Genomic DNA, 25,840 nt, shown 5'->3' with positions numbered 1-25,840 from the left:
GGCGAAATCCGGTGGGCGACAGGACCCGGGCGCGGCCACAGTGACCCGATGGAGAGCAAAGGGCTGAACCCTGACGGGACCATCGCACGCGAGGGTGCGCTCGACCGCATCACCCCGGCCTTCGCGCCGGTGGTGGCCGCCGCCCGCAAGGAGATCGCCGGCCGCTTCGGCGACGGCAGGCTGCACGGCGCCTATCTCTACGGGAGCATCCCGCGCGGCACCGCCGTCCCCGGAGTCTCCGACCTCGACCTGCTCCTGGTCCTGCACGCGGAGCCCACGACCGGGGACCGGGCGGACGCGGGCGCGGCGGAGGCGGTGCTCGACGGGGAGTTCGACGCGATCGACGGCGCCGGCATCCTGCTGGTCGGCGCCGATGCGGCACTCGCCGAGGCCGAGCGGTACGACCTGGGATTCTTCATCTCCTGCCTGTGCACCCCGCTGACGGGCGAGGATCTCGCCGCCCGCCTTCCGGCCCAGTACCCGACGTCGCTGCTGGCGCGCGAGACCAACGGCGACCTGGCCCTCGTCCTGCCGCGCTGGCGCACCCGGCTGCGGGACGCCGCGACGGACGCCGATCGGCGCGCTCTGTGCCGGAGGGCCGCACGGCGGCTCGTACGGTCGGGGTTCACGCTGGTCATGCCCCGCTGGGGCGGCTGGACCAGCGACCTGGAGGCGCAGGCGGAGCTGTTCGCCGGCCATTACCCGCAGCGGGCCGCCCAGATGCGGCTGGCCGCCGCGGCCGCCCGCCGTCCGACGCCGGACAAGGCGGTGATCCGCACGCTCGTCGAGGACCTGGGGCCTTGGCTGGCCGCGGAGTACACGGCGGCGCACGGGACCAAGGCGGACCGGCCGGCACCGTGACCGCGCGTGACCCACGTCACCCCGGAATCAGGTCGCGATCACCCGCCCCCTCATTATGTAATGACCACAAGAGCAGTTCATCTATTACCGACTCGCTTGAGGAGTTCCCGGATGCCGTTCCGGTCGACCGCGGAAATCGTCCACGCATGGGTCCACGGCTGGGTCGTCTCGCGCGGCGCGGCCGACCCCGTGCCCAGACCGTGGGGCTTCACGGTGGACGTCGGACAGGTCAAGCACGCCACCCGCCACGTCCTCACCGCGGACGACGAGGCAACCGTGCGCAAGGTCGCCGCGGAGGTGGCCGCGCCGACGGTCTGGCTGAAGGTCTTCGCCGATCCCGACCGCGTCCTCGAATGGGCGGGCCCCGAGTGGGCCGTCGACGAGCCCGGCTGGCTGATGTCCGCCGAGCTGCGCCGCACCCCGACCACGGTGCCCGCGGGCTACACGTTGAGGACATGGACGCGCGGCGGTGTCGTGCGGACCCTGGTCGTGGGGCCCGACGGGTCGTTCGCGGCCCGTGCCCAGATCGCCCCGACCGGGCGCACGGCCGTCGTCGACCAGGTGGAGACCGCGCCCGAGCACCGCCGCAAGGGCCTCGGCCGGCTGGTGATGCACACCCTCCACAACGCCGCCCTCGACCACGGGGCCCGCGTCGGCGTACTGGGCGGCACACCGGACGGCCGGGCGCTCTACGAGTCCCTGGGCTGGCACACCCACGCACCGCTGGTCAGCCTGTACCACCGGCCGGCCTGACCACGTCCCGCCCCGGGGCGGAGGCTTCAAGAACCCGCACCGGCGCGGGCGGGCCCGCCCCCGCGGCCGCCAATCGGTTTGTCCGCCTCACATCGGCCCGGCCAAGATGGGGTCCGATCCGTGTCGTCCCGCACAGCCGCCCGGAGGTCGAGAACCATGCCGTTCCCCGCCGCAGACGCCCCTGTCACCGTCGACCGACGGGAGGGATCCTGTGGCGAGATCGTGCTGCGCAGGCGGGGGTCCGGTGAAGAGTCGGTGTACGAGATCATCGCGAACGGCTGCTTCCTGATGGACACCTCCGACGGGAGGTCGGAGCGGCTGCTGGTCGACGCCGCATGCCAGGCGATCGGCACCGGGAACGTGGCGCCCCGCCTCCTCATCGGCGGCCTCGGGGTCGGCTTCTCGTTCGCCCACGCCGCCGCCGACCCGTCCTGGCGGCGGATCGCCGTGGTGGAGCGGGAGGAGGCCGTCATCGACTGGCACCGCGGCGGCCCGCTCGCCGCGATCTCCGGCAACGCCCTCGGCGACCCGCGCTGCGTGATCCTTCACACGGATCTCCTCGAGTACCTCCGCTCGACCACGGACCGTTATGACGCTCTGTGCCTGGACATCGACAACGGGCCCGACTGGACGGTCACCGAGGACAACGGTGATCTCTACTCGCCGTCCGGACTCGAGGCCTGCAAAGGCGCGTTGGACCCCGGCGGGGTGCTGGCCGTATGGTCCGCGAAGCCGTCCACCAGCTTTGAGGACGCGTTGCGGAATGCCGGGTTCACTGGGGTAAGGACCGAAGAGATCCGCCTTGCCCGGGGCGTACCGGACGTGGTCCACCTCGGCGTTCGCCCTGCGTAGCCGGGACGCCGTCGCTGCCTTTACGCTGCTGGACTACACACGGGATCTACCTTCGAACCGGATCCACATGCAGCTCGCAGAGAACGCGTACAAGGGCGGGGCGATGGAGCAGACACACACCACGCAAAACGGCGTCGCGGCCACACCCGGGGCCCAGCGCCGGGTGCTGGTGGTCGAGGACGACGCCACGATCGTCGACGCCATCGCCGCACGGCTGCGGGCCGAGGGCTTCCTGGTGCAGACGGCACTGGACGGCCCCGCCGCCGTCGACGCGGCGGACGCCTGGCAACCGGACCTGATGGTCCTCGACGTGATGCTGCCCGGCTTCGACGGGCTGGAGGTCTGCCGCCGGGTCCAGGCACAGCGGCCCGTTCCGGTGCTGATGCTCACGGCCCGTGACGACGAGACGGACATGCTCGTCGGGCTGGGTGTCGGCGCCGACGACTACATGACCAAGCCGTTCTCCATGCGGGAGCTGGCGGCCAGGGTGCACGTCCTGCTGCGCCGCGTGGAGCGGGCCGCGCTCGCCGCGGTGACGCCGCGCAGCGGCATCCTGCGCCTCGGCGAGCTCGAGATCGACCACGCTCAGCGCCGGGTAAGGGTCCGGGCGGAGGACGTCCATCTGACGCCCACCGAGTTCGACCTGCTGGTGTGCCTCGCGAACACGCCGCGCGCCGTCCTCTCCCGTGAGCAGTTGCTCGCCGAGGTGTGGGACTGGGCGGACGCCTCCGGGACCCGCACGGTCGACAGCCACATCAAGGCGCTGCGCCGCAAGATCGGCGCCGAGCGCATCCGCACCGTCCACGGGGTCGGCTACGCGCTGGAGACGCCGGCGCCATGAAACGGCGGCCGGCGGGCGGTGGACCGGGCAGGCGGCTGAGTACCGCGTCCATCACGATATCGATCAAGACCAAGCTCAGTACGCTCGTCGTGGTCTCGGTCTTCATCACCACCGGTCTGATGCTGATGGCGTTCCACAGCAAGACCGAGGTACGTTTCATCACGGTCTTCACGATCATCGCAACCCTGCTGATCACGCAGTTCGTGGCGCACGGCCTGACCGCCCCGCTGGACGAGATGAACACGGTCGCCAAGGGCATCTCCCACGGCGACTACACCCGCCGGGTGCGCGGCGCCGACCGGCGGGACGAGCTCGGCGACCTCGCCTCCACGATCAACCGCATGGCCGACGACCTCGAGGCCGTGGACCGGCATCGCAAGGAGCTCGTCGCCAACGTCTCGCACGAGCTGCGCACCCCCATCGCCGCGCTGCGCGCCGTGCTGGAGAACGTCGTCGACGGGGTCTCCGCCGCCGACCCGGAGACGATGCGCACGGCGCTGAAGCAGACGGAGCGCCTCGGCCGCCTGGTCGAGACACTGCTCGACCTGTCCCGGCTCGACAACGGCGTGCTGCCGCTGAAGGCCCGGCGCTTCGAGGTCTGGCCGTATCTGTCCGGGGTGCTGAAGGAGGCCAACCTCGCCTCCTCGCGACGCAACCTCGCCTCCGGATCGGGCCATCACACCCGCACCGACGTCCATCTCCACCTGGACGTCTCCCCGCCGGACCTGACCGCGCACGCGGACGCCGAGCGGCTGCACCAGGTGGTGGCGAACCTCATCGACAACGCCGTGAAGCACTCGCCGCCGCACGGCCGGGTGACGGTACGGGCCCGGCGCGGCCCGCACCCCGAGTCGCTCGACCTCGAGGTGCTGGACGAGGGCCCGGGCATCCCCGAGCAGGAGCGCCACCGGGTCTTCGAGCGTTTCAACAGGGGAGGCGTCCCCTCACCGCACGGTCCGGGCAGCGACGGCGGCACGGGTCTGGGCCTGGCGATCGCGCGCTGGGCGGTCGATCTGCACGGCGGCCGCATCGGGGTGGCCGAATCCGCACACGGCTGCCGCATCCGGGTCACTCTTCCGGGGCTCAGGACGGCACGCCCTTGACGTAGGGTTCGAACCGGAAGCGCAGATTCTCCGTGTAAGTGTTCGGTACACGGGAAGTCGATGTGCACAGCTGCGGAAAGCAGCCGGTCAGCACGTCGCCGGGCACCGTCAGGGGTGCGGGCCAGAGGCCCGTAGCCGCCGTCAGGCGTACCCCCACCCGACCGAACCATGCTTGTTTCCCGCCATTAACAGCCCCGAAACGCGCCGTTCGGTGTGACTTGCGCGACGTTGACCGGCCCGGTCTGCACCTCCCGGCCAGGGAGGCGTAGCCTTTATTTCCGCTGTCCATCACCTTGTGAAGCGGAAGAGGGCGGTTCTCGCCGTGTCGTCTCAGTCCCCCAGTAACTCGAGCATCTCGACCGACCAAGCCGGGCAGGGTCAGAACCCTGCCGCCGCCTTCGGTGCCAATGAGTGGCTCGTCGACGAGATCTACCAGCAGTACCTCCAGGACCCGAATTCGGTCGACCGTGCCTGGTGGGACTTCTTCGCCGACTACAAGCCGGGAGCGGCCGCCACGGCGGACACCCCCGCCGCCGGCGCGAAGCAGACTCAGAGCGACGCGGCCGCGGGGGCCGCGGCCGCACCCGCCCCGGCCGCCGCCGCTCCGGCCCGGCCCGCGGCCCCGGCGCAGCCCGCGCCGGCCGCCCCGGCCCCGGCCGCCCCCGCCGCTCCGGCTCCGGCTCCGGCTCCCGCCAAGGCGGCCCCCGCGGCCGCCCCGGCGAAGCCCGCCGCCAAGCCGGCGCCGGCCGCGAAGGCCGACGGCACGCAGGCCGACGGCCCCGAGTTCGTGACGCTGCGCGGCCCGGCCGCCGCGGTCGCGAAGAACATGAACGCCTCGCTGGAGCTGCCCACGGCCACGTCCGTGCGCGCGGTGCCGGTGAAGCTGCTCTTCGACAACCGCATCGTCATCAACAACCACCTCAAGCGCGCCCGCGGCGGGAAGATCTCCTTCACGCACCTCATCGGGTACGCGATGGTGCAGGCCATCAAGGCCATGCCGTCGATGAACTGGTCCTTCGCGGAGAAGGACGGCAAGCCGACCCTGGTCAAGCCGGACCACGTCAACTTCGGTCTGGCCATCGACCTGGTGAAGCCGAACGGCGACCGCCAGCTGGTCGTCGCGGGCATCAAGAAGGCCGAGACGCTGAACTTCTTCGAGTTCTGGCAGGCCTACGAGGACATCGTCCGGCGCGCCCGCACCAACAAGCTGACGATGGACGACTTCACCGGCGTCACCGTCTCGCTGACCAACCCCGGCGGCCTCGGCACCGTCCACTCCGTGCCGCGTCTGATGCCCGGACAGTCGGTCATCATGGGCGTCGGCTCCATGGACTACCCGGCCGAGTTCCAGGGCACTTCGCAGGACACCCTGAACAAGCTGGGCATCTCCAAGGTGATGACCCTCACCTCGACGTACGACCACCGCGTCATCCAGGGCGCCGCGTCGGGCGAGTTCCTGCGGATCGTCGCCAACTTCCTCCTCGGCGAGGAGGGTTTCTACGACGAGATCTTCGAGTCGCTGCGCATCCCCTACGAGCCGGTCCGCTGGCTCAAGGACATCGACGCCTCGCACGACGACGACGTCACCAAGGCCGCCCGCGTCTTCGAGCTGATCCACTCCTACCGGGTCCGCGGCCACGTCATGGCCGACACCGACCCGCTGGAGTACCGCCAGCGCAAGCACCCCGACCTCGACATCACCGAGCACGGGCTCACCCTGTGGGACCTGGAGCGCGAGTTCGCCGTCGGCGGCTTCGCCGGCAAGTCGATGATGAAGCTGCGCGACATCCTCGGCGTGCTGCGTGAGTCGTACTGCCGCACCACCGGCATCGAGTTCATGCACATCCAGGACCCGAAGCAGCGCAAGTGGCTCCAGGACCGGGTCGAGCGCGCCGCCACCAAGCCGGAGCGCGAGGAGCAGCTGCGCATCCTGCGCCGGCTGAACGCCGCCGAGGCGTTCGAGATCTTCCTGCAGACGAAGTACGTCGGCCAGAAGCGCTTCTCGCTGGAGGGCGGCGAGTCCGTCATCCCGCTGCTCGACGCGGTCATCGACTCCGCCGCCGAGTCGCGCCTCGACGAGGTCGTCATCGGCATGGCCCACCGCGGCCGGCTGAACGTGCTGGCGAACATCGTCGGCAAGTCGTACGCGCAGATCTTCCGCGAGTTCGAGGGCAACCTCGACCCGAAGTCGATGCACGGCTCCGGCGACGTGAAGTACCACCTGGGCGCCGAGGGCACCTTCACCGGGCTGGACGGCGAGCAGATCAAGGTCTCGCTCGTCGCCAACCCCTCCCACCTGGAGGCCGTCGACCCGGTCCTGGAGGGTGTCGCCCGCGCCAAGCAGGACGTCATCAACAAGGGCGGCACGGACTTCACCGTCCTGCCCGTCGCCCTGCACGGTGACGCGGCCTTCGCGGGCCAGGGTGTCGTCGCCGAGACGCTCAACATGTCGCAGCTGCGCGGCTACCGCACCGGCGGCACGGTCCACGTCGTCATCAACAACCAGGTCGGCTTCACCGCCGCCCCGGAGTCCTCTCGTTCGTCGATGTACGCGACCGACGTGGCCCGCATGATCGAGGCGCCGATCTTCCACGTGAACGGCGACGACCCGGAGGCCGTGGTCCGCGTCGCGCGGCTCGCCTTCGAGTTCCGCCAGGCGTTCAACAAGGACGTCGTGATCGACCTCATCTGCTACCGCCGCCGCGGTCACAACGAGGGCGACAACCCCTCGTTCACCAACCCTCAGATGTACAACCTGATCGACAAGAAGCGCTCGGTGCGCAAGCTCTACACCGAGTCGCTGATCGGTCGCGGCGACATCACCCTGGAAGAGGCGGAGCAGTCGCTCCAGGACTTCCAGGGCCAGCTGGAGAAGGTGTTCGCGGAGGTCCGCGAGGCCACCAGCCACCCGGCCCCGGCCCATGTCCCGGACGTCGAGGCCGAGTTCCCGGTCGCGGTCACCACGGCGGTCTCCCAGGAGGTCGTCAAGCGGATCGCCGAGTCCCAGGTCAACATCCCCGACAACATCACCGTGCACCCGCGGCTCATGCCGCAGATGCAGCGCCGCGCGGCGTCCGTCGAGGACGGCACGATCGACTGGGGCATGGGCGAGACCCTCGCCATCGGCTCGCTGCTGATGGAGGGCACCCCGGTCCGGCTCTCCGGCCAGGACACCCGCCGTGGCACGTTCGGCCAGCGCCACGCGGTGCTGGTGGACCAGGAGACCGGCGAGGACTACACCCCGCTGCTCTACCTGTCCGAGGACCAGGCCCGCTACAACGTCTACGACTCGCTGCTCAGCGAGTACGCGGCGATGGGCTTCGAGTACGGCTACTCGCTGGCCCGCCCGGACGCGCTGGTCATGTGGGAGGCCCAGTTCGGTGACTTCGTCAACGGCGCGCAGACCGTCGTCGACGAGTTCATCTCCTCCGCCGAGCAGAAGTGGGGCCAGCACTCCGGCGTCACGCTGCTCCTGCCGCACGGCTACGAGGGCCAGGGCCCGGACCACAGCTCCGCGCGTCCCGAGCGCTTCCTCCAGATGTGCGCGCAGGACAACATGACGGTCGCGATGCCGACCCTGCCGTCGAACTACTTCCACCTGCTGCGCTGGCAGGTCCACAACCCGCACCACAAGCCGCTGATCGTCTTCACCCCGAAGTCGATGCTGCGTCTGAAGGCCGCGGCGTCCAAGGTGGAGGAGTTCACCACCGGCGGCTTCCGCCCGGTGATCGGCGACGACTCGGTCGACCCGAACGCCGTCCGCAAGGTCGTCTTCTGCTCCGGCAAGGTCTACTACGACCTGGAGGCCGAGCGTGAGAAGCGCGGCGTCACGGACACGGCGATCATCCGCCTCGAGCGTCTGTACCCGCTGCCGGGTGCGGAGGTCCAGGCCGAGATCGCCAAGTACCCGAACGCCGAGAAGTACCTGTGGACGCAGGAGGAGCCGGCGAACCAGGGTGCCTGGCCGTTCATCGCGCTCAACCTGATCGACCACCTCGACCTGGCCGTCGGTGCGGACATCCCGCACGGCGAGCGCCTGCGCCGCATCTCGCGCCCGCACAGCTCGTCCCCGGCGGTGGGCTCGGCGAAGCGCCACCAGGCGGAGCAGCAGCAGCTGGTCAACGAGGTCTTCGACGCGTAGCCGGCAGCCCGGCTGCCTCGGCGAATGCCCGGCCCGGCCCCGCGAACACCTCGCGGGGCCGGGCCATATTCTGTTCGTATGTACTTCACCGATCGCGGTATCGAGGAGCTGGAGAAGCGGCGCGGCGAGGAGGAGGTCACCTTCGAGTGGCTCGCCGAGCAGCTTCGGACCTTCGTCGATCTCAACCCGGACTTCGAGGTCCCCGTCGAACGCCTCGCCACGTGGCTGGCCCGCCTGGACGACGAGGACGACGAGGAGTAGGTCCGCCGCGCGGGGCCCGTCCCCGCGCCGCCCGCTTCCCGGGCCTGGAGTGTGTACCGCGGCCGGTCAGGACCGCAGGCGCTCCCGTACCGGCGGCACCAGCCCGTGCACGATGAGCACCGCCCCCGCCGCCGCCCATCCCCCGCTGCGCCGTCGCGCCCCGAGCACCACCAGTGCCAGCCCCGCCGCAAGCTGCACCGCACCCGCCGCACGGAGCCAGGAGGCGCGACGGCCGGCCGGCGGTTCGGGCTGGCCGGCGGAGTCGGTCTCCTCGACGGCCGCCGCGTGCGCGGCGGTGCGGAGAGCGTCCGCCGGGGTGCCCGGAGCCAGACCGCCGGGGAGGTCGAGGCCGTGGCGGGTGAGCACGGCCGTCAGGCCGACCAGCCTGGTCCTCGCGTCGGACTCGGGGTCGGGGAGCATCAGCCGTTCCAGGGCCTGGAGGTCGAGGACCGGGTCGAGCCCGAGCCGTGCGGCGAAGGTCCGCATCGCCTCGTCCTCGCCGACGGGGGTGCCGTCGGCGAGCCAGACGTATCCGACCGGGCGGCGGAAGCCGGATGCCATGGTGAACCCGGCCCCGTCGTCGTCCCACCAGAGCGCCAGGACGGGACGGCCGGTGCCGATCGACAGTGCCGCGGCCCAGCCGCCGAGCACCGCGTCCACCGCCTCGCCGCCCTCCCGCCAGGGGCTGCCCTCGGGGACGAGCACGCTCCACTCCTGCCCGGCGGGGGCGAGGACCATCGGTTCGCGCAGCAGGCGGGCCGGGAGCCGGACGGCCGCGGGTTGGGCACGGCAGAGCAGCAGGGCTCCCACGGGTGTCGCGTTCATGTCCCCACGCTAGGGCAGTTTGTCCCGTAATCGTCGCCAACGGGGCGCGCCGCCCTGTCGAGAGGCCGCCCGACGGAAAGGCGCTGGCGCTTGACATCGCAACACCGCGATATATCGTGTTGCCATCGAGACGCGATATGTTGCGTCGTGGCCGGCCCCGGGAGGTCAGCACCATGGCAGAGACGACGTGGGAAGTCGCCGAGCCCCAGAAGCTCACCTTCGACGACCCGCTGACGACGCTCAATGTGCGTGTCGTCAACGGGACGGTCAACGTCGTGGGCACGGACGAAGGTTCCACCCGCCTCGAGGTCTCCGAGATCGAGGGCCCGCCCCTCGTCGTGACCAGGAACGGGTCGACCCTGACGATCGCGTACGAGGACCTGCCCTGGAAGGGGTTCCTCGAGTGGCTCGACCGCAAGGGCCCCCGCCGCAGCGCCGTCGTCTCGATCGCGGTACCCGCGGCAACGACCGTGGAGGTCGGCGTCGTCGGCGCGGGCGCCGTCGTCTCCGGCGTGCGGGGCACGACCGTGGTGCGCGGTGTCAGCGGTGACACCACCCTGGTGGGGCTGGCGGGCGCCGTCCGCGCCGACACCGTCACCGGAAACGTCGAGGCCCAGTCGGTCACCGGCGACCTGCGCTACAACTCGGTCTCCGGCGACCTGACGGTGATCGACGGCGCGGGCGCCGGCGTGAAGGCCGACTCGGTCAGCGGCGACATGGTCATCGACCTCGACCCGGGCGGCAAGCCCACGGACATCCGGCTGACCACGGTCTCCGGCGAGATCGCGGTCCGGCTGCCGCACCCGGCGGACGCCCGGGTCGACGCGAACACGGCCGGCGGCGCGATCTCCAACGCCTTCGACACCCTGCGGGTCAGCGGCCAGTGGGGTGCCAAGCGGCTCACCGGAACCCTGGGCGCGGGCACCGGCACGCTCAAGGCGACCACCGTCTCCGGTTCCATCGCCCTCCTCCGCCGGCCTCCGTCGGAGGAGGATCCCCACGGGGAAACACCCGCGGACGCCCCGAGTGGGAAGGTGCTCTGACATGCCCCCCGTCTTCGCCCACGGCCGGCTCCGTCTCTACCTGCTGAAGCTGCTCGACGAGGCGCCGCGCCACGGCTACGAGGTCATCCGCCTGCTCGAGGAGCGCTTCCAGGGCCTGTACGCGCCGAGCGCCGGCACCGTCTACCCGCGGCTGGCCAAGCTGGAGGCCGAGGGGCTCGTCACCCACGCCACCGAAGGCGGCCGCAAGGTCTACTCGATCACCGACGCCGGCCGGGCGGAACTGGCCGGCCGCAGCGGCGAACTGGCCGACCTCGAACTGGAGATCCGCGACTCCGTCTCCGAACTGGCCGCCGAGATCCGCGACGACGTCCGGGGCGCGGCGGGCAAGCTGCGCAGCGAGATGCGCGCGGCGGCGACCCGGACCGGCAAGAGTGGCACCGGCAAGGGCCAATGGGGCCCGGGCCGGGGGACCTTCGGCGACCTCGGGGATTTCGGCGACCTCGCGGACAGCGAATCATGGCGGGCCGCGAAGGAGGAGCTGAAGCGCGCCAAGCAGGAGTGGAAGGAGCAGGCGCGCCGCGCGAAGGACGAGTCGCGCCGGGCCCGCGAGGACGCACAGCAGGCGCGCCGGCAGGCACAGGAGGCTCAGGAGACCGCCCGTGCCGAGATGCAGCGGATCGCCCGGCAGGTCCAGGAGCAGGTCCAGGACCACTTCGCCCGCGGCGACTGGCCGACCGGCGTGCGGGAGGGCCTCTCGGAGCTGACCGGTCAGCTCGGCGGACTGGCGCGGGGGACGGCCTGGCCGCCGTTCGTCAAGCCCGAACCCGCGGGCGCGGACGCGGACTGGGCGAAGGACACCGTGGACCCGGAGGACTCGGCCGACCCGGCCCGTGACCTGGAGCGGCTGCTCGACCGCTTCCGGGACGACGTACGGGACGCGGCACGGGACCACGGTGTGACGGCGGAGCAACTGGGCGAGGCCCGCCGCCATCTGTCGACGGCGGCGGCCCACATCGTGGCCCTGCTCCGCGGCGGCAAGGACTGACCGGCGGACCGGGGCGGGCGCGGCCGCGTCAGCCGAAGCGGCCGGGTAGCGGGCGCGGCCGGCGCAGACGCGTCAGCCAAAGCTGCCGGGTAGCGGGCGCGGTCGCGTCAGCCCGAGCGACCGGGTCAGCCGGCCCGCGCCGCGCCGCCGTCCGTCCCGCCGAACATCGCCCGTTCCAGCGCGCCGTACGTCACCCCGTGTTCGGCGAGGACCTCCGCGACGACGCCGCGGCCCGAGGCGAGGGCCAGCAGGATGTGCTCGGCGCCGATGGTCCGGTCGCGCCGGCCGAGGGCGATCCGCAGCGACTTCTCCAGGGTCGACTTCGCCTCACGGGTGAAGGCGCGGTGGCCCGACCACCAGCGCCGGTCCTTGCGGTCGCCGGCCAGCGCGCCGGCCCCGTGGGTCTCCTCGACGCTGGCGACGATCGCGCCGACGTCGATGCCCAGGCCGGCCAGGGCCTCCTCGTCCGCCTTGGTCATGCCGCCGCGCCGGCGTACGTCGGCCAGGGACGCCTCGAGGGCGGCCCGCCGGTCCATGACGCCGAGGGCCGTGAACGCGAAGGCGGTGCGTGAGCCGCCGAGGTCCAGCAGGGCGAGGAGCAGATGCTCCTCGGTGACCGTGGACGAGTCGGCCCGCTCCGCGTGTGCGGTGGCGCCGGTCACCACCGCACGGGCGTCCTTGGTGAAGCGTTCGAACATCACAGCCTCCCGTGCTTCTTGTGGACCGCCTGGCGGCTGACGCCCAGCTCCGCCGCGATCTCCTGCCACGACCAGCCCTGGTTGCGGGCGCTTCTGACCTGTACGGCTTCCAGCTGCTCGAGCAGCCGCCGCAGCGCGGCGACCGCCCGCAGCCCGACGCGCGGATCGCGGTCGCCCGCGCGCTCGGCGAGTTCTGTTGCTTCGGTCATGCCTGTCAACCTACATTGACAGGCACGCAGTGTCAACCACGGTTGACATCAGGGGCAGGGATGCTTCTCCGGCCCCCAGACCTCGCGCACGTCACCGCGCGCCACCGTCCCGCAGAGCAGCACCGTCCGCGACCCCTTCGCACCGCCCTGCTCCACAGCCGTCAGCTTCTTCTCCGTCAGCCGGCCGGCGCCGGCCGCCCCGTGCGCCTCGATCCGTCCGGTGGCCCCGTCGAAGCCCCCGCCGCCGAGCCCCTGGTAGAGCACCGCCTGGAGCAGCCCGCGGTCGAGTCGCTCGTCGTTGCCGCCCGTTCCGCGCCACGCCTGATCGACGCCCTCGGCCAGATAGCGCATCGCGTCCCAGGCGAGCGCCACATGGGCGTCCTGCCGCATCCCGCCGGTACGGGCGCCGTGGTCGTCCGCGTAGGTGCGGTCGTACGCAGAGAGAAAGGCAGCGGCCTCACCGCTCGCTCCGGACAGGGCGGGCGCCCTGCCGTGCGAGACGTAGTACAGCGTCAGCCCGGCGAACACCTCCCACGGACGGTGCTCCTCCGTCAGCGCGTTGGTGACGTCGTCGCCGCCGAGTACAGCGACCTTCGGGCAGTCGCGCGAGTCTCGCGCCAGCTCCCCCAGGAACAGCTGCAAGTGGCTGCCCCGCCCCGCCCACACCACCGCCGTGCGCGGCTCGGCCGCCACCGCACGGCAGACCTCCCGCGCCAGATCCTCCATGGCCTGGACCGAGGGCCCCACCGGGCCGCCCGGCACCGGCGAGGGCTCGGGCGCGTCCGTCGGCGTGTAGAGCAGCATGTCGGTGCGTTCGTCGCCGTACGCCGACCGGAACGCCGTCGCCAGGCTCGCGCTGTACGCGTCCGAGGGGTCGGCGATCAGCCGCACCCGCAGCGCGGTCCGGCCGTCCACCATCGCGGCGTGCTCGGCGAAGGACGCCATCACCTGGCCGGCCCGGGTGTCCGTCGGCGCGGTCTGGTAGTAGTGCTCGCCCTGGCGGAGCAGTTCGTCGGCGGTGCCGGAGGTGCCGACCATCGGCAGGCCCGCCTCGTCGAGGATGACCATCGCCTCGTAGGTGCGCCGCCGGCTCTGGCCGAAACCGACGACCCCCACGATCGAACGGTCCTTCTCCGCGAGGTCGACGATCCGCCGTGCCACCGCCGGGGCGTCCTTGAACCGGTCGCCCGCGTTCGCGGCGAGCACCCGCAGCGGCACCCGCTCACCGGTGCGCAGCGCCTGCGCGTTCACATACGCCTGAGCGAGGGCGAGACCCCGCAGTTCGGCGAGCGTGCCGCCGCGCACCGGGTCCTCCGCGTCCTTGCCGCCGCTGAGCGGCCCGAAGTACACGACGGTCCGGGAACGCGGGCGCGGGTCGTCGGCTTCCCGGCCGGAGAGCTCCTGCTCCACCTGCTCGTTCTGCTGCTCTATGCGCTGCAGCACGTCCCGTACGGCCCGCTCGCTGTCGCCCGTGCCGAAGCCCGCGGCACCCTCCGCGACACCGACGCACTGCCCGTCCGTGCCGAGGAAGGTGGAGCCGAGGCACGGGTCGGGCCCGACGTTGGTGAACGGCACACCGGCGAGCAGCCCGGCGGTGACCGCGAGGGCCAGCACCCCGGCGCCGAGCGCGCCGGCCACCTCCACGCCAGGCCCCCAGCGGTGCGTGGGCGGGGCGAGCGTCGGCCAGCGGCCCAGCCAGTATGTGGCCGCCTGGTCGTCCTCCGGGCCCTCCTCGACGGGGACGACCATGCCGGAGGGACGGCCCGGCGGGGTGCCGCGCTGGGCGATGTTGGCCAGGTCCGCCCCTGCGGCGGACAGTCCCGGGACCTCGATGTCGGGGATCCGGCTGGCGAGGGTGCGCACCCCGGCGGCCACGGCCACCACCGAGGTGCACCTCAGGTCCTCCATGGCCGAGCGCAGTTCCCTCAGGAAACGCTGGATGCGCGACTCGGCGGGTCCTGCCTCCTCCACCAGGAGCACGAAGCGGCTGACCCGGCGCCGCCGCCACGGGTCGAAGGGCCGTTTGCGACCGGCGGCCTCCAGGTCGGCGAGCAGCGCGTGCACCAGGATCCGGTCGAGCTGCTCCGGATCGCCCTCCGGGCCGCCGCCCACCAGGTCGAGGGCGGAGCGGAAGAACTCGGAGGGCGGGGTCCCCTGCTGCTGCCGTACCCACTCCGCGTACCACCGGCGGCCCCCGGACCGGCCGCGGCCCAGCATCCGGCGGTTGGCCCTGCGGCCGTACAGGGCTCGCGGCAGTCGCTGGAACAGCGGGCCGGCGATGAAATTCCACAGCAGCTCGAGCAGTGTGCCGCCGTTGGCCTGGTCCCGGCCGCCCAGCCACCACAGACCCCGGGCGAGCGCGGAGACCTCTCGGTGCTGGGCGTAGCAGTGGTCCCGCAGCTCCCCGGGACGCCGTTCCATCAGGCCGCCGGCGGCGGGGGCGCAGACGACGGCGCGCAGCAGCCGGTAGGAGGGCAGCCGCAGCCGCCCGGTGCCCGGCGGCATCGAGGCGTCGAGCTGGAAGGCGATCTGTTCGAACAGGTCGAGCGGCGGCTCCGCCGGGTCGGCGGGCACCGCCGGTACGCAGGCATGTGGGGCGAGCCGCCCCTCCCGGCCGCGTAACCGGGTGCGCAGCCCCGCGACGATCCGGCGGCCGGCCTGCCCGTCGCCCGGCTCGCTCAGGAGCACGACGGGCACCCGGCTGCGGCTTCGCCGCGGCTGGACGACGAGCTTGTCGAAGGCGTCGACGAAGCGTTCGACGCCCGGGTACGCCGGAATCCGGCTCTGCTGATCCCCCGTTGACACTGTTCCTCCCCCTTCACGCGCGACCGCGTGGTGTCAGTGCTCGTGCCCCGCATCAGAGGGCCGCAATCGTCACGGCGGCCCTCCCCGGCCGGCCGGAGGGCCGCGTACCGTGGGCCACGTGATCGACTTCCGTACAGACGCTCCTGTCGCCGGCAGCCTCGATGTCCGGTGGCACGCCGGCAGTCCGGCGCCCGGGGACGACACCGCGCCCGCGATCCAGGTCCACGCGTACAGCGAGCACACGCTGATCCTGCGTCAGAACAAGGCGGTGCACTTCGAGGCGCCGTTCCTCTACCTGCTGTTCGGCAACGAACGGGCGCTGCTGCTGGACACCGGCGCGACCGCCGACCCGGCGGCGATGCCGCTGCGCGCCACCGTCGACACGCTGATCGGTCAATGGCTCGCCCGGCACCCGCGGGAGCGGTACGGGCTGTTCGTCGCCCACACCCACGGGCACGGCGACCACATCGCGGGCGACGCGCAGTTCGCGGACCGTCCGTACACCGAGGTCGTGGGGCCGTCCCTCGACGCGGTGACGGCGTACTTCGGCTTCGAGCAGTGGCCGCTGCGGCCCACGGAACTGGATCTCGGCGGCCGGGTACTGGACCTGCTGCCCGGACCCGGCCACGAGGAGGCCGCCGTCGTCTTCCACGACCGGCACACCGGTCTGCTGCTGACCGGCGACTCGCTCTACCCGGGCCGGCTCTACGTCCGGGACATCCCTGCCTTCGCCGCCACGGTCGACCGGCTGCTGGCCTTCTGCGGGACGAACCGGGTGACCCATGTCCTCGGCTGCCACATCGAGATGACCCGCACGCCGGACAAGGACTACCCGCGCGGTACGACACACCAGCCGGACGAGCCGCCGCTCGAGCTGACGCCGGACCATCTGCGCCGGCTGCGCGACGCGCTCGCCCGCCGCCAGGGTCCGAGCGGCGACTTCATCGTGGTGTACGAGGGCTGACCCGGACGGTGACGTGTTCGCCGGTGCGGGCGTGGACACGCACCGTGGCCGTCCGGCCGGCTTCGACGGTACGGACCCGCGGCCAGGCACGGCCGGTCACCTCGATCCGCCAGCCGCTCGCGCGGGGCGGCACCGAGACCTCGGTGACGCCGCGCGCCGAGCGGTACTCCAGCCGGTACGTCCCGCTGTCCGGCGCGTATCCCTCGGCCGTCACCCTGCCCGCCACGGCCGGCGCGTACGGAGCGGCCGTCTGCTCCTTGTTGGTGCGGAAGCGGCCTTCCGCGTCGACCGCGCAGTAGCCGCCGCCGTAGCACCAGACGTAGCCGGCCCAGCCGGAGCCGTAGCGGTTGAGGGAGGCGAGTGCTTCCCGGTAGAAGCGGCCCATGTTCGGCAGCGCGTTGTTGAGCGGGCCCCACTCGCCGACCACGACCGGCATCCGGTACCGCGCGGGGTACTCGGTCACTGCGCGCTCGTACGCCTCGATCCAACCCGCCGACGGGTCGTAGTCGGCGCCCGCCTCCATGGCGGTGTTGTAGAAGTGCGGAGCGTAGACCGTCTTCGGATCGTCGATCCGGCCCAGTCCGGTCGGCACGCCTTCGCCGACGATCGGCGTCGGCTCGACGAACAGCCAGGTGTCCCGGTCCACGGAACGGACCGCGTCCGCGAGCCGGTTGTACATCGGCGTGAGCTGCTCGGCCTCGATGCGCCGGGCGGCCGCCGGCAGGTCCTCGCCCTCCCGGATCTCACCCATCGGCTCGTTGATCAGGTCGTAGCCGATGACGGCGGGGTGGTCCGCGAAGCGGTCGGCCAGCACCCGCCACATCGCGGCCTGGGCGCCGCGCAGGTCGGGGTCCTCGTAGAGGTGGGTGAACGCGCGCTGGACGGCGGGCTCGAAGTATTCGGCGAACCAGTCGTCGGGGTGCGGGGTGAACGGCAGCCCGTCCGTCCTGGTCGCCCACTCGGGGATGCCGCGGTGGCCGAAGGCGGGGCCGAAGACGTCCTGGTGGGCGTCGATCAGCACATGGATACGGTATGTGTGCGCCCAGTCCAGCACCTTGTCGATCTTGCGCAGGTACCGCTCGCTGTACCGGCCCCGCACCGGCTCCAGGTCGTCCCAGAAGACGAGGAGCCGGGCGAAGTTGAAGCCCTGGGCACGCAGGTCGCGGAAGTGCCGTTCGGTGATCGCGGACAGGGCGGCCTCGCCCCGGTGGGTCTTGTCCTCGACGTTCCAGCCGCGCAGGGTCAGGACCCGGCCGCGGTCGTCGGTCAGCCTCGGTATGCCGTCCGGCGCGGCGCCGGCCGTTGTGCCGTGTGCCCCGGCGGGCGCGGCGCAGAGCAGCAGGAGCGCGGAGACGAGGACGGCGAGCAGTCGGCGGTACATGAGGAACCTCCGGCACGGTCGTGGACCAGTGCCGGAGATCCCATCAGCAGAACTGACGAGCCATCAAGAGTTGGTCAGCACAATCTTGCCGAACAGTTCACCGGTGGCCATCTTCTCGAAGCCCTCCCTGGCCCGGTCCAGCGGCAGGACCTCGTCGATGACCGGCCGCACACCCGTGGCCGCGCAGAAGGAGAGCAGGTCCTCCAGCTCGTCCTTGGAGCCCATCGTGGAGCCGACGACCTTCAGCTCGAGGAAGAAGATCCGGGTGAGTTCGGCGTGCGCGGGACGGTCACCGCTCGTCGCCCCGGAGATCACCAGGGTCCCGCCCGGCCGCAGCGACTTGACCGAGTGGGACCAGGTCGCGGCGCCGACCGTCTCGATGACGGCGTCCACCCGGCGCGGCAGCCGCGCTCCCGGCTCGTACGCCTCCTCGGCCCCCAGCTCGACGGCGCGCCTGCGCTTGGCCTCGTCGCGGCTGGTGGCGTACACCCGCAGGCCCGCTGCCTTGCCGAGCACGATCGCGGCGGTGGCCACGCCGCCGCCCGCGCCCTGTACCAGGACCGAATCACCGGGACGCACACCGGCGTTGGTGAAGAGCATCCGGTAGGCGGTGAGCCAGGCGGTCGGCAGGCAGGCGGCCTGCTCGAAGGTGAGTTCCTTCGGCTTCGGCAGCACGTTCCACGCGGGGACGCTGACCTGCTCGGCGAAGGTGCCCTGGTAACGCTCGGTGAGGATGGAACGGGGCTCGTCGGGGCCGACGCCGTGGCCGCTCTGCCCGATGACGGAGTGGAGGACCACCTCGTTCCCGTCCTCGTCGACGCCGGCGGCGTCGCAGCCGAGGATCATCGGCAGCTTGTCCTCCGCGAGACCGACCCCCCGCAGCGACCACAGGTCGTGGTGGTTGAGGGAAGCGGCCTTGACGGTCACGGTCGTCCAGCCGGGGCGGGCTCGGGGTGCCGGGCGTTCGCCCAGTTCGAGGCCGTTGAGGGGCTGGTCGCGGTCGATGCGGGCGGCGTAGGCGGCGAACATGACCTTGAGAGTAGGGCGGGCCGGTGCGTGGCGGAACCACGCACCGGTGTGACACGCGTCCCGCTAGTCCCTCCGCCACTGGGCCGGCGAGTGCTTCGTCGCCGGGTCCTCGTACGAACCGGTGCTGCCCCGGTCGACGTGGAAGGTCGTCAGCGTGGTGACGGGCGACGCCGGGTCGCGGCGGTCCGCGATCACCCTCATGTGGGCGCTGAACCGCTCCGGAGTCACCTCGTACACGTCGTAGCCGTAGCGGTTGCCCTCGAAGTACTTCAGGTGCGGGTTTGCCGCGCCCATCAGCGGACCGTTCGTCCGGTTCCAGTCCGCCGAATAGGCCCCCGATGTGACGGAGTGCGCGGTGAACTCCGTGCCCACGACCGGGGACGAGAGGTCGTCGAAGTCGGTTCTGATGTCGTCGACGAACGCGGAGTGCCAGTCGCCGGTGATGACGACGAGGTCCTCGAGGCCACTGTTGTGCACATGGCCCAGCACTTCCTTGCGCTCCGCGAGAAAGCCGTCCCACTGATCGGTGAACATGTACGGGCCGCCCGGCCGTCCGCGGAGCTGGCTGAGCATGATCGAGTTGGCCCAGACGTGCCACGCGTCGGGCGCCCGGTCGATGCCCCGCTTCAGCCAGGACTTCTGCTCCTCGCCGAGGATCGTGCCGTCGGGAAGGTTCTGCGCGGAGCGGTACGAACGCAGATCGAGCACCGTCAGCTCCAGCAGGTCGCCCCAGCGGCGGACCCGGTGGATCTCCGGATCGGGCAGCGCGAAGGCGCTGTCGTCGCGGTGCGGCTGGTGCTCGTACCAGGCCTGGTACGCGGCGGCCTTGCGCTGCATGAACGGTGCGCCGCCGCCGGTTCCCGAGTAGTCGTTCACCACCTCGTGGTCGTCCCAGGTCAGGAACCACGGGTGGGCGGCGTGCGCCTCACGCAGGGAGGCGTCGCCCTTGTAGAGAGCATGGCGGCGGCGATAGTCGGCGACGGTGAAGACGGACGGGCCCTCGTGGTCGCGGACGTGGTCCGCGGGGACGCCGCCGACCTGGCCGTGCTCGTAGACGTAGTCACCGAGGTGGACCACGAAGTCGACTTCCTCGCGGGCGATTCCGCGGTGGGCGGCGTAGAACCCGTCGTGGAACGCCTGGCAGTTGGCGGCGGCGAACCTGACCGGGCGGGCTCCCCCGGCCGGCGCGGTGCGGGTGCGGCCGACCCGGCTGGTCCTGCCCAGTGCCTTGAACGCGTACCAGTAGCGGGTGTCCGGGCGCAGCCCCGGGACGGGCACATGGACGCTGTGGCCGAGGGTCGCCGAGGCGGGGGCGGTGCCGCGGGCCACCACCTGGCGGAATGTCCGGTCCAGGGCCACGATCCACTCGACCTCGACGACCTCCGGCAGGGGCTGCTCGGCGGCCAGCGGTTCCGGCGCGAGCCGGGTCCACAGCAGGACGCTGTTCGGGAGCGGGTCGCCGGAGGCGACCCCGAGGGTGAACGGCGCCGGGTCGTAGTCGGCGCCGAGGGCCTCCGCCGCCTCGCGGGCCTGAGCGGGCGACAGCCCGGCGCTCAGCGGCCACGCCAGGTTGAGGGCGCCCACGGCGGCCGCCGCCTTGAGCAGGTTCCGTCGGTCGGTCCTGGTCACGTGCGTCCCCCCGTGGCTCCGGTCGTGGCCGCCAGAGCGAGCGATATCCCGTCGGCGTACCCGTCGTTGGACGTCCCGCCGCCGCTGCGGGTGAGGACGAGCAGCAGGCGTGCGCTGCGGGCGCCGGGCGGCACGGCGGCGGACGCGGTGCGCTCCAGCAGCCCGGTGCGTGCGCCGCGGTCAGCGGCGGTCACGGGCCCGAGCACGCTCAGCGCCACGGGCGTGCCCTTCGCGTCGCGGAACTCGACCGAGAGCCTGGCGCCGTCCTCCTGGGCGGCGTATCCGCCGAGCCAGGCGGTCAGGGTGTACCGGACCCGTCCCGCGTCGACGGCCGCCCGGCCGGTCGCGCCGGTGCCGGGCAGTTCGATGTCCTGCACGAGGGCGGTGCGGGGCGAGTCGCCGCCGCTGAAGAACCGCGAGCCGCGGCGGACGGGCCCGGGATCGGCGGGGGTCGGATAACCGGCGCCCACGCTGTATCCGACGAGCGCCGGGGCGCCCTGTGCGACGACCCAGCCGGTCACGCTGCCGACGGGCTCGGCGCTCCCTCCCGGCCCGCTCTCGGCATCGCCGTTGACGACCAGATTCACAAGGGGCCTCCTGGGGTACGTGTGCCGGCCGCCGACGCGGACCGCGGAGCATCACAGCAGCACCGGATGAACCCCGGAAGACCCCCACGGGAACACCCGCCCCGATTCGGCCACAGCCACGCACGGCCCGCGTCGCACCGCCGGAGGCGTCCCCGCCCCTGCAGCGCCCCGGCCACGGGAAGCCTCGCGTCGCATCCTGGACCCGCCCCTGCGCCCCGGCCCCACGGGAAGCCCGGTGGAGCCGCGCCCGGCGGAGTCCCCCGCCGGACAGAAAACGGGCCGTGCCGTACCCCCGCACGGGGTACGACACGGCCCGGTTCGTCCAGCCGTGGTGCCGACTCGGGTCAGCGGCGGGCGACGCCCTCCGCCCGCGCCGCCGCGGCCACCGCCGCGGTCACCGCGGGCGCGACCCGCTCGTCGAAGGGCGAGGGGATCACGTAGTCGGCCGAGAGCGCGTCACCGACGACGTCGGCAAGCGCGTCCGCCGCCGCGATCTTCATGCCCTCGGTGATCCGCGACGCCCGCACCTGGAGCGCGCCCGCGAAGATGCCCGGGAAGGCGAGGACGTTGTTGATCTGGTTCGGGTAGTCCGAACGGCCGGTGGCCACGACCGCCGCGTACTTGTGCGCGACGTCGGGGTGCACCTCCGGGTTCGGGTTGGCCATGGCGAAGACGAACGACCCCGGCGCCATGGACGCGACAGCGGCCTCCGGCACGGTGCCGCCGGAGACGCCGATGAAGACGTCCGCGCCGGCCAGCGCGTTCTCCAGGGAGCCCGAGAGGCCCGCGCGGTTGGTGAGCTCGGCGAGCTCACGCTTGACCGGCGTCAGGTCCTCGCGGTCACGGCTGACGATGCCCTTGCGGTCGGCGACCGCCACGTCGCCGAGACCTGCCTCCAGCAGGAACTTCGCGATCGCCACACCGGCCGCGCCCGCGCCGGAGATGACACCGCGCAGGTCGCCGAGCGTGCGCCCGGTCAGCTTGGCGGCGTTGCGCAGGGCGGCGAGGGTCACGACGGCGGTGCCGTGCTGGTCGTCGTGGAAGACGGGGATGTCGAGGCGCTCCTGGAGCTTGCGCTCGATCTCGAAGCACCGGGGTGCCGAGATGTCCTCGAGGTTCACTCCGCCGAAGGAGGGCGCGAGACGCACGACGGTCTCGACGATCTCGTCGGCGTCGGTGGTGGCGAGGGCGATCGGGACCGCGTCCACGCCGCCGAACTGCTTGAAAAGGATCGCCTTCCCTTCCATGACCGGGAGGGATGCCTCCGGTCCGATGTCTCCGAGACCGAGCACCGCCGTTCCGTCCGTCACGACGGCGACGACCTGGGACTTCCAGGTGTAGTCGTGCACGAGCTCGGGCCGCTCCGCGATGGCGGTGCAGACCTTGGCGACGCCGGGTGTGTAAGCGAGGGACAGGTCGTCCTTGTTCCGCACCGGCACGGTGGCCTGGACGGCCATCTTGCCGCCGCGGTGCAGTGCGAACGCCGGATCGAAGGGCTCGTCGGCGCTCTCCGTGTCGGCGCTGTCGCTGCGAGGATTGACGATCTCCGCTGCCATGTGGTTGACCCCTTAGGTCTTCATCAGTTGAGGGTGGCCACTCCTGGTTGAGGAGGGGTGGGCGGGCACCGCGTCCGTTCCCTGCTTAGGGCGGTTGGCCCGCCCCGGCAGGGGGAGGTACGTACGCGCGGGCGCGCCGCACACGCGCCCTGAGCCCCGGATGAGGGGTGTAAGGATCCTTCTTACCGGACGGACCACACCGCGGACGAGTCGATATGCGCTCGGTGACGCGGTTCATAGCCAGAAACCCGGACAAGCCCGCCAGGTGCAGCCGAACCCGTCCAGAAGGCAAGACGGCCGAAGATCTTCCGGCCGGAAGAAGGCTTTCCAGCGAATGGTCCGGCCTTGATGTACCGGCCCGCCGGGGTTCGGGGGTGACCCGTTATCCGATTTTGACATGCGTGGCCCCCTGAATGGGCTCGTCCGAATGGCAAGATGCCGAAAACAGACAAGGTCGCGACACTCGAAGATGAGTGCAGTACGACCTGGTAACTCCACCCTCACCCGCCGGAGGACCCCGATCATGACCGCAAGCACCAAGCGCCGCACGACCGCCGCGAAGTCCCGCATAGCCGCGGTCAGCGCCATCGCGGTCGCCGGCGCCATGCTGCTGACCGCCTGTGGCGACCAGACGGACAGCGGCGCCAAGGAGGAGACCAAGGGGAACGCGTCGGCCGCGCCGCTGAACGACAAGCTCCCCCAGGAGATCCGCGACAAGGGCGTCATCAAGGTCGGATCCGACATCGCGTACGCCCCGATGGAGTTCATGGACGAGGGCAACAAGCCCGCGGGCGTGGACATCGACATCGCCAAGGCCCTCGGCAAGGTCCTCGGGGTCGAGTTCCAGTTCGAGAACTCCACCTTCGACCAGCTCGTCCTGGGCATGAACAACGGCCGCACCGACATCGTGATGTCGTCGATGACGGACACCAAGGAGCGCCAGCAGGGCGCGACCGAGGACGCCAAGGGCGGTGCCGACTTCGTCAACTACTTCAAGGCCGGCTCCGCGATCCTGGTCCAGAAGGGCAACCCCAAGAAGGTCAGCACGCTGGACGACCTGTGCGGCCTGACGGTCGCCGCCCAGCGCGGCACGGCCAACGAGGCGCTGCTCAAGGAGACGCAGAAGAAGTGCGGCTCCGACAAGATCAAGGAGTTCATCTCCGACCAGGACTCCGACTCGATCACGCAGCTCCAGACCAAGCGTGCCGACGCGGTGATCACCGACTTCCCGGTCGCCCTCTACAACGAGCTGAACGCGGGCGGCGGCAACCTCTTCGAGGTCGTGGGCGAGCAGATCGACGCCGCGCCGTACGGCATCGCGGTGAGCAAGAAGAACACGCAGCTGCGTGACGCTCTTCAGGCGGCCGTCCAGCAGATCATCGACGACGGCTCGTACGGCGAGGTGCTGAAGGAGTGGAAGGCCGAGAACGGCGCCATCGAGAAGGCAACGGTCAACGCCGGCAAGTGACGCCACTCGCCGCCACAACCTCCCTCATGTAAGGCAGCAACTCTGTGACTGACCCCCTCGACAAGGTGCCGGCCGACGTCCCCCCGGACGGCGGCCGGGACGCCTCCCCCCGCTACTCGGGGCCCATCAAGGCCGTTCCCGTGCGCCACTACGGGCGCTGGATCAGCGCCGTCGTGGTGCTCGGACTCCTCGCACTGCTGGTGCGGGCGTTCGCCGACGCCCAGATCCAGTGGAGCGTGGTCGGTGACCAGATCACCAACGGCACGTTCGCCTGGGGCGCCTGGGAGACCTTGAAGATCACCGTCTACTCGATGGTGATCGGTGTGGTCCTCGGCGCGATCCTCGCGGTGATGCGACTCTCGCCCAACCCGGTGCTCTCCTCGGTGGCCTGGGGCTACATCTGGTTCTTCCGCGGCACCCCGGTGCTGGTGCAGATCCTGCTGTGGTTCAACCTCTCGCTGGTCTTCCAGTACCTCGACCTCGGTTTCATCTACCGGGACGAGATGAACCAGGTCATGACGCCGTTCGTGGCGGCGCTGCTGGCGCTCGGCCTGAACGAGGCCGCGTACATGGCCGAGATCTGCCGGGCCGGAATCCAGTCGGTCGACTCGGGTCAGACGGAGGCGGCGCACGCGCTCGGCATGAAGGGCGGCAAGACGATGCGTCGCATCGTGCTGCCGCAGGCCATGCGGGTGATCATTCCGCCGACCGGCAACGAGTTCATCAACATGCTCAAGACCTCCTCGCTGGCGTTCGCCATCGGCTACGGCGAGCTGTTCCTGCGGGGCCGTGAATTCGGCTCCCGGACGCTCGCCATCATGGAGGGCTACATCGTGATCTCGCTCTGGTACCTGGCGCTGACGACCGTGTTCAGCATCGGCCAGTACTACCTGGAGCGGTATTACGCCCGCGGTTCGAGCCGTTCGCTGCCGCCCACGCCGCTCCAGCGGCTGCGCAAACAGCTGTCGTCGTTCCGTGTCCAGAGCAATGTCGGAGGCGTGAAGGTATGAGTTCCCAGTCGACGCAGCCGATGGTGAAGGCCGAGAACGTCCACAAGTCGTTCGGCCATGTGAAGGTCCTCAAGGGCATCGATCTCGAGGTCGCGCACCGTGAGGTGTTCTGCCTGGTCGGCCCGTCCGGATCCGGCAAATCCACCTTCCTGCGGTGCATCAACCACCTGGAGCAGATCAACGGCGGCCGGCTCTCGGTCGACGGCCGGCTGGTGGGCTACCGCGAGAAGGGCGACAAGCTCTACGAGCTGAAGGAGAAGGAGGTCGCGGCGCAGCGCAGGGACATCGGCATGGTCTTCCAGCGCTTCAACCTCTTCCCGCACATGACGGCCCTCGCGAACGTCATGGAGGCTCCGGTCCAGGTCAAGGGCGAGTCGAAGGCCGTGGCCCGCGAGCGTGCGCTGAGGCTGCTGGACCGGGTGGGACTGGCCGACAAGGCCAAGAACTACCCGACCCAGCTCTCCGGCGGTCAGCAGCAGCGCGTCGCGATCGCCCGTGCGCTCGCGATGGAGCCGAAGCTGATGCTCTTCGACGAGCCGACGTCGGCCCTCGACCCCGAGCTGGTGGGCGAGGTCCTCGACGTCATGCGCGGTCTCGCGGAGGACGGCATGACGATGATCGTCGTGACCCACGAGATGGGCTTCGCCCGTGAGGTCGGCGACGCGCTCGTCTTCATGGACGACGGCGTCGTCGTCGAGGCCGGCCACCCGCGTGACGTGCTCGGGAACCCGCAGCACGAGCGGACGAAGTCGTTCCTCTCGAAGGTGCTCTGACCTCGCAGGCGCTCTGATCCGCCGAAGGCGTTGCGAGCGGAGACG

Annotated in this window: 22 protein-coding genes; 13 read left to right on the top strand and 9 right to left on the bottom strand. The window is 71.4% G+C overall.

What is annotated here, in order from left to right:
• Positions 1-48: 48 nt before the first annotated feature.
• From ACTMTU_RS16105 to ACTMTU_RS16075, 7 genes are all read left to right on the top strand, one after another.
• Positions 49-861, top strand: a complete 813-nt coding sequence (locus ACTMTU_RS16105) for a nucleotidyltransferase (RefSeq protein ID WP_441264149.1) — start codon at positions 49-51, stop codon at positions 859-861.
• Between the two features lie 111 nt (positions 862-972).
• Positions 973-1,614, top strand: coding sequence for a GNAT family N-acetyltransferase (locus ACTMTU_RS16100; protein WP_441264148.1), 642 nt, complete (start codon positions 973-975; stop codon positions 1,612-1,614).
• Positions 1,615-1,770: 156 nt separating this feature from the next.
• A complete protein-coding gene (locus ACTMTU_RS16095) occupies positions 1,771-2,466 on the top strand; it encodes a spermidine synthase (protein ID WP_441264147.1) in 696 nt (231 codons plus the stop codon).
• Between the two features lie 103 nt (positions 2,467-2,569).
• A complete protein-coding gene (locus ACTMTU_RS16090) occupies positions 2,570-3,307 on the top strand; it encodes a response regulator transcription factor (protein ID WP_037776309.1) in 738 nt (245 codons plus the stop codon).
• Complete coding sequence (locus tag ACTMTU_RS16085) at positions 3,304-4,410, top strand: HAMP domain-containing sensor histidine kinase (protein ID WP_441264146.1); 1,107 nt, start codon at positions 3,304-3,306, stop codon at positions 4,408-4,410. Before ACTMTU_RS16090 ends, ACTMTU_RS16085 begins: the two co-directional genes overlap by 4 nt.
• Positions 4,411-4,732: 322 nt before the next feature.
• Positions 4,733-8,551 carry a multifunctional oxoglutarate decarboxylase/oxoglutarate dehydrogenase thiamine pyrophosphate-binding subunit/dihydrolipoyllysine-residue succinyltransferase subunit gene (locus tag ACTMTU_RS16080; protein WP_441264145.1) on the top strand — a complete coding sequence of 1,273 codons (3,819 nt, stop codon included), beginning with the start codon at positions 4,733-4,735 and terminating at the stop codon, positions 8,549-8,551.
• 78 nt (positions 8,552-8,629) lie between these two features.
• On the top strand, positions 8,630-8,812 hold the full coding sequence (locus ACTMTU_RS16075; RefSeq protein WP_005312030.1) for a DUF6104 family protein: 183 nt from the start codon (positions 8,630-8,632) through the stop codon (positions 8,810-8,812).
• Positions 8,813-8,878: 66 nt separating this feature from the next.
• Here ACTMTU_RS16075 and ACTMTU_RS16070 read toward each other — a convergent pair whose 3' ends face one another.
• On the bottom strand, positions 8,879-9,637 hold the full coding sequence (locus ACTMTU_RS16070; RefSeq protein WP_441264144.1) for a hypothetical protein: 759 nt from the start codon (positions 9,635-9,637) through the stop codon (positions 8,879-8,881).
• A 173-nt stretch (positions 9,638-9,810) separates the two neighbouring features.
• On the opposite strand from ACTMTU_RS16070, the gene ACTMTU_RS16065 reads away from it, so the two are divergent.
• Together ACTMTU_RS16065 and ACTMTU_RS16060 are read left to right on the top strand one after the other, a co-directional pair.
• A complete protein-coding gene (locus ACTMTU_RS16065; RefSeq protein WP_441264143.1) occupies positions 9,811-10,680 on the top strand; it encodes a DUF4097 family beta strand repeat-containing protein in 870 nt (289 codons plus the stop codon).
• A 1-nt stretch (position 10,681) separates the two neighbouring features.
• The gene (locus tag ACTMTU_RS16060) at positions 10,682-11,686 is read left to right on the top strand and encodes a helix-turn-helix transcriptional regulator (RefSeq protein WP_441264142.1); all 1,005 of its coding nucleotides are present in this window, start codon (positions 10,682-10,684) and stop codon (positions 11,684-11,686) included.
• A gap of 125 nt (positions 11,687-11,811) precedes the next feature.
• Here the strand turns inward: ACTMTU_RS16060 and ACTMTU_RS16055 are convergent, their stop codons facing one another.
• The 3 genes from ACTMTU_RS16055 to ACTMTU_RS16045 are packed head-to-tail and all read right to left on the bottom strand — an operon-like array spanning position 11,812 to position 15,398.
• Positions 11,812-12,384, bottom strand: a complete 573-nt coding sequence (locus tag ACTMTU_RS16055) for a Clp protease N-terminal domain-containing protein (protein ID WP_441264141.1) — start codon at positions 12,382-12,384, stop codon at positions 11,812-11,814.
• Positions 12,384-12,593, bottom strand: a complete 210-nt coding sequence (locus ACTMTU_RS16050) for a helix-turn-helix domain-containing protein (protein ID WP_159687353.1) — start codon at positions 12,591-12,593, stop codon at positions 12,384-12,386. The genes ACTMTU_RS16055 and ACTMTU_RS16050 overlap by 1 nt, the downstream gene beginning before the upstream one ends.
• Positions 12,594-12,641: 48 nt before the next feature.
• Positions 12,642-15,398, bottom strand: coding sequence for an ABC transporter substrate-binding protein (locus ACTMTU_RS16045; protein WP_441264140.1), 2,757 nt, complete (start codon positions 15,396-15,398; stop codon positions 12,642-12,644).
• A gap of 118 nt (positions 15,399-15,516) precedes the next feature.
• On the opposite strand from ACTMTU_RS16045, the gene ACTMTU_RS16040 reads away from it, so the two are divergent.
• A complete protein-coding gene (locus ACTMTU_RS16040; protein WP_441264139.1) occupies positions 15,517-16,362 on the top strand; it encodes an MBL fold metallo-hydrolase in 846 nt (281 codons plus the stop codon).
• Here ACTMTU_RS16040 and ACTMTU_RS16035 read toward each other — a convergent pair.
• From ACTMTU_RS16035 to ACTMTU_RS16015, 5 genes are all read right to left on the bottom strand, one after another.
• Entirely contained in the window at positions 16,340-17,743 is a 1,404-nt protein-coding gene (locus ACTMTU_RS16035; protein ID WP_441264138.1) for a cellulase family glycosylhydrolase, read from the bottom strand. The two genes, ACTMTU_RS16040 and ACTMTU_RS16035, sit on opposite strands and share 23 nt — an antisense overlap.
• A 63-nt stretch (positions 17,744-17,806) precedes the next feature.
• Positions 17,807-18,772: a zinc-binding dehydrogenase gene (locus tag ACTMTU_RS16030; RefSeq protein WP_441264137.1), complete on the bottom strand. Its 966-nt coding sequence runs from the start codon at positions 18,770-18,772 to the stop codon at positions 17,807-17,809.
• Positions 18,773-18,835: 63 nt separating this feature from the next.
• Complete coding sequence (locus ACTMTU_RS16025) at positions 18,836-20,401, bottom strand: alkaline phosphatase D family protein (RefSeq protein WP_441264136.1); 1,566 nt, start codon at positions 20,399-20,401, stop codon at positions 18,836-18,838.
• Complete coding sequence (locus ACTMTU_RS16020) at positions 20,398-20,988, bottom strand: phosphoesterase (protein ID WP_441264135.1); 591 nt, start codon at positions 20,986-20,988, stop codon at positions 20,398-20,400. The genes ACTMTU_RS16025 and ACTMTU_RS16020 overlap by 4 nt, the downstream gene beginning before the upstream one ends.
• Positions 20,989-21,332: 344 nt before the next feature.
• Positions 21,333-22,544, bottom strand: coding sequence for an NAD(P)-dependent malic enzyme (locus ACTMTU_RS16015; protein ID WP_356621366.1), 1,212 nt, complete (start codon positions 22,542-22,544; stop codon positions 21,333-21,335).
• A 523-nt stretch (positions 22,545-23,067) separates the two neighbouring features.
• On the opposite strand from ACTMTU_RS16015, the gene ACTMTU_RS16010 reads away from it, so the two are divergent.
• From ACTMTU_RS16010 to ACTMTU_RS16000, 3 genes are read left to right on the top strand one after another with little or no spacing between them, the layout of a single operon-like run.
• Positions 23,068-24,012 carry an ABC transporter substrate-binding protein gene (locus ACTMTU_RS16010; RefSeq protein ID WP_441264134.1) on the top strand — a complete coding sequence of 315 codons (945 nt, stop codon included), beginning with the start codon at positions 23,068-23,070 and terminating at the stop codon, positions 24,010-24,012.
• A 44-nt stretch (positions 24,013-24,056) separates the two neighbouring features.
• A complete protein-coding gene (locus ACTMTU_RS16005) occupies positions 24,057-25,022 on the top strand; it encodes an amino acid ABC transporter permease (protein WP_441264133.1) in 966 nt (321 codons plus the stop codon).
• Entirely contained in the window at positions 25,019-25,795 is a 777-nt protein-coding gene (locus ACTMTU_RS16000; protein WP_441264132.1) for an amino acid ABC transporter ATP-binding protein, read from the top strand. The genes ACTMTU_RS16005 and ACTMTU_RS16000 overlap by 4 nt, the downstream gene beginning before the upstream one ends.
• Positions 25,796-25,840 lie beyond the last annotated feature (45 nt).

This window comes from Streptomyces sp. OZ13, assembly GCF_052068155.1.
Lineage (GTDB): Bacteria > Actinomycetota > Actinomycetes > Streptomycetales > Streptomycetaceae > Streptomyces.
The sequence above is the reverse complement of the archived record's forward strand: the minus strand, read 5'-3'. Positions and strand labels throughout refer to the sequence as shown.

Excerpts from the sequence above, each read along its gene's own strand:
- ACTMTU_RS16105 (WP_441264149.1), top strand. The coding sequence starts at position 49 with ATGGAGAGCAAAGGGCTGAACCCTGACGGGACCATCGCACGCGAGGGT.
- ACTMTU_RS16100 (WP_441264148.1), top strand. The coding sequence starts at position 973 with ATGCCGTTCCGGTCGACCGCGGAAATCGTCCACGCATGGGTCCACGGC.
- ACTMTU_RS16095 (WP_441264147.1), top strand. The coding sequence starts at position 1,771 with ATGCCGTTCCCCGCCGCAGACGCCCCTGTCACCGTCGACCGACGGGAG.
- ACTMTU_RS16090 (WP_037776309.1), top strand. The coding sequence starts at position 2,570 with ATGGAGCAGACACACACCACGCAAAACGGCGTCGCGGCCACACCCGGG.
- ACTMTU_RS16085 (WP_441264146.1), top strand. The coding sequence starts at position 3,304 with ATGAAACGGCGGCCGGCGGGCGGTGGACCGGGCAGGCGGCTGAGTACC.
- ACTMTU_RS16075 (WP_005312030.1), top strand. The coding sequence starts at position 8,630 with ATGTACTTCACCGATCGCGGTATCGAGGAGCTGGAGAAGCGGCGCGGC.
- ACTMTU_RS16070 (WP_441264144.1), bottom strand. The coding sequence starts at position 9,637 with ATGAACGCGACACCCGTGGGAGCCCTGCTGCTCTGCCGTGCCCAACCC.
- ACTMTU_RS16065 (WP_441264143.1), top strand. The coding sequence starts at position 9,811 with ATGGCAGAGACGACGTGGGAAGTCGCCGAGCCCCAGAAGCTCACCTTC.
- ACTMTU_RS16060 (WP_441264142.1), top strand. The coding sequence starts at position 10,682 with ATGCCCCCCGTCTTCGCCCACGGCCGGCTCCGTCTCTACCTGCTGAAG.
- ACTMTU_RS16055 (WP_441264141.1), bottom strand. The coding sequence starts at position 12,384 with ATGTTCGAACGCTTCACCAAGGACGCCCGTGCGGTGGTGACCGGCGCC.
- ACTMTU_RS16050 (WP_159687353.1), bottom strand. The coding sequence starts at position 12,593 with ATGACCGAAGCAACAGAACTCGCCGAGCGCGCGGGCGACCGCGATCCG.
- ACTMTU_RS16035 (WP_441264138.1), bottom strand. The coding sequence starts at position 17,743 with ATGTACCGCCGACTGCTCGCCGTCCTCGTCTCCGCGCTCCTGCTGCTC.
- ACTMTU_RS16030 (WP_441264137.1), bottom strand. The coding sequence starts at position 18,772 with ATGTTCGCCGCCTACGCCGCCCGCATCGACCGCGACCAGCCCCTCAAC.
- ACTMTU_RS16015 (WP_356621366.1), bottom strand. The coding sequence starts at position 22,544 with ATGGCAGCGGAGATCGTCAATCCTCGCAGCGACAGCGCCGACACGGAG.
- ACTMTU_RS16010 (WP_441264134.1), top strand. The coding sequence starts at position 23,068 with ATGACCGCAAGCACCAAGCGCCGCACGACCGCCGCGAAGTCCCGCATA.
- ACTMTU_RS16000 (WP_441264132.1), top strand. The coding sequence starts at position 25,019 with ATGAGTTCCCAGTCGACGCAGCCGATGGTGAAGGCCGAGAACGTCCAC.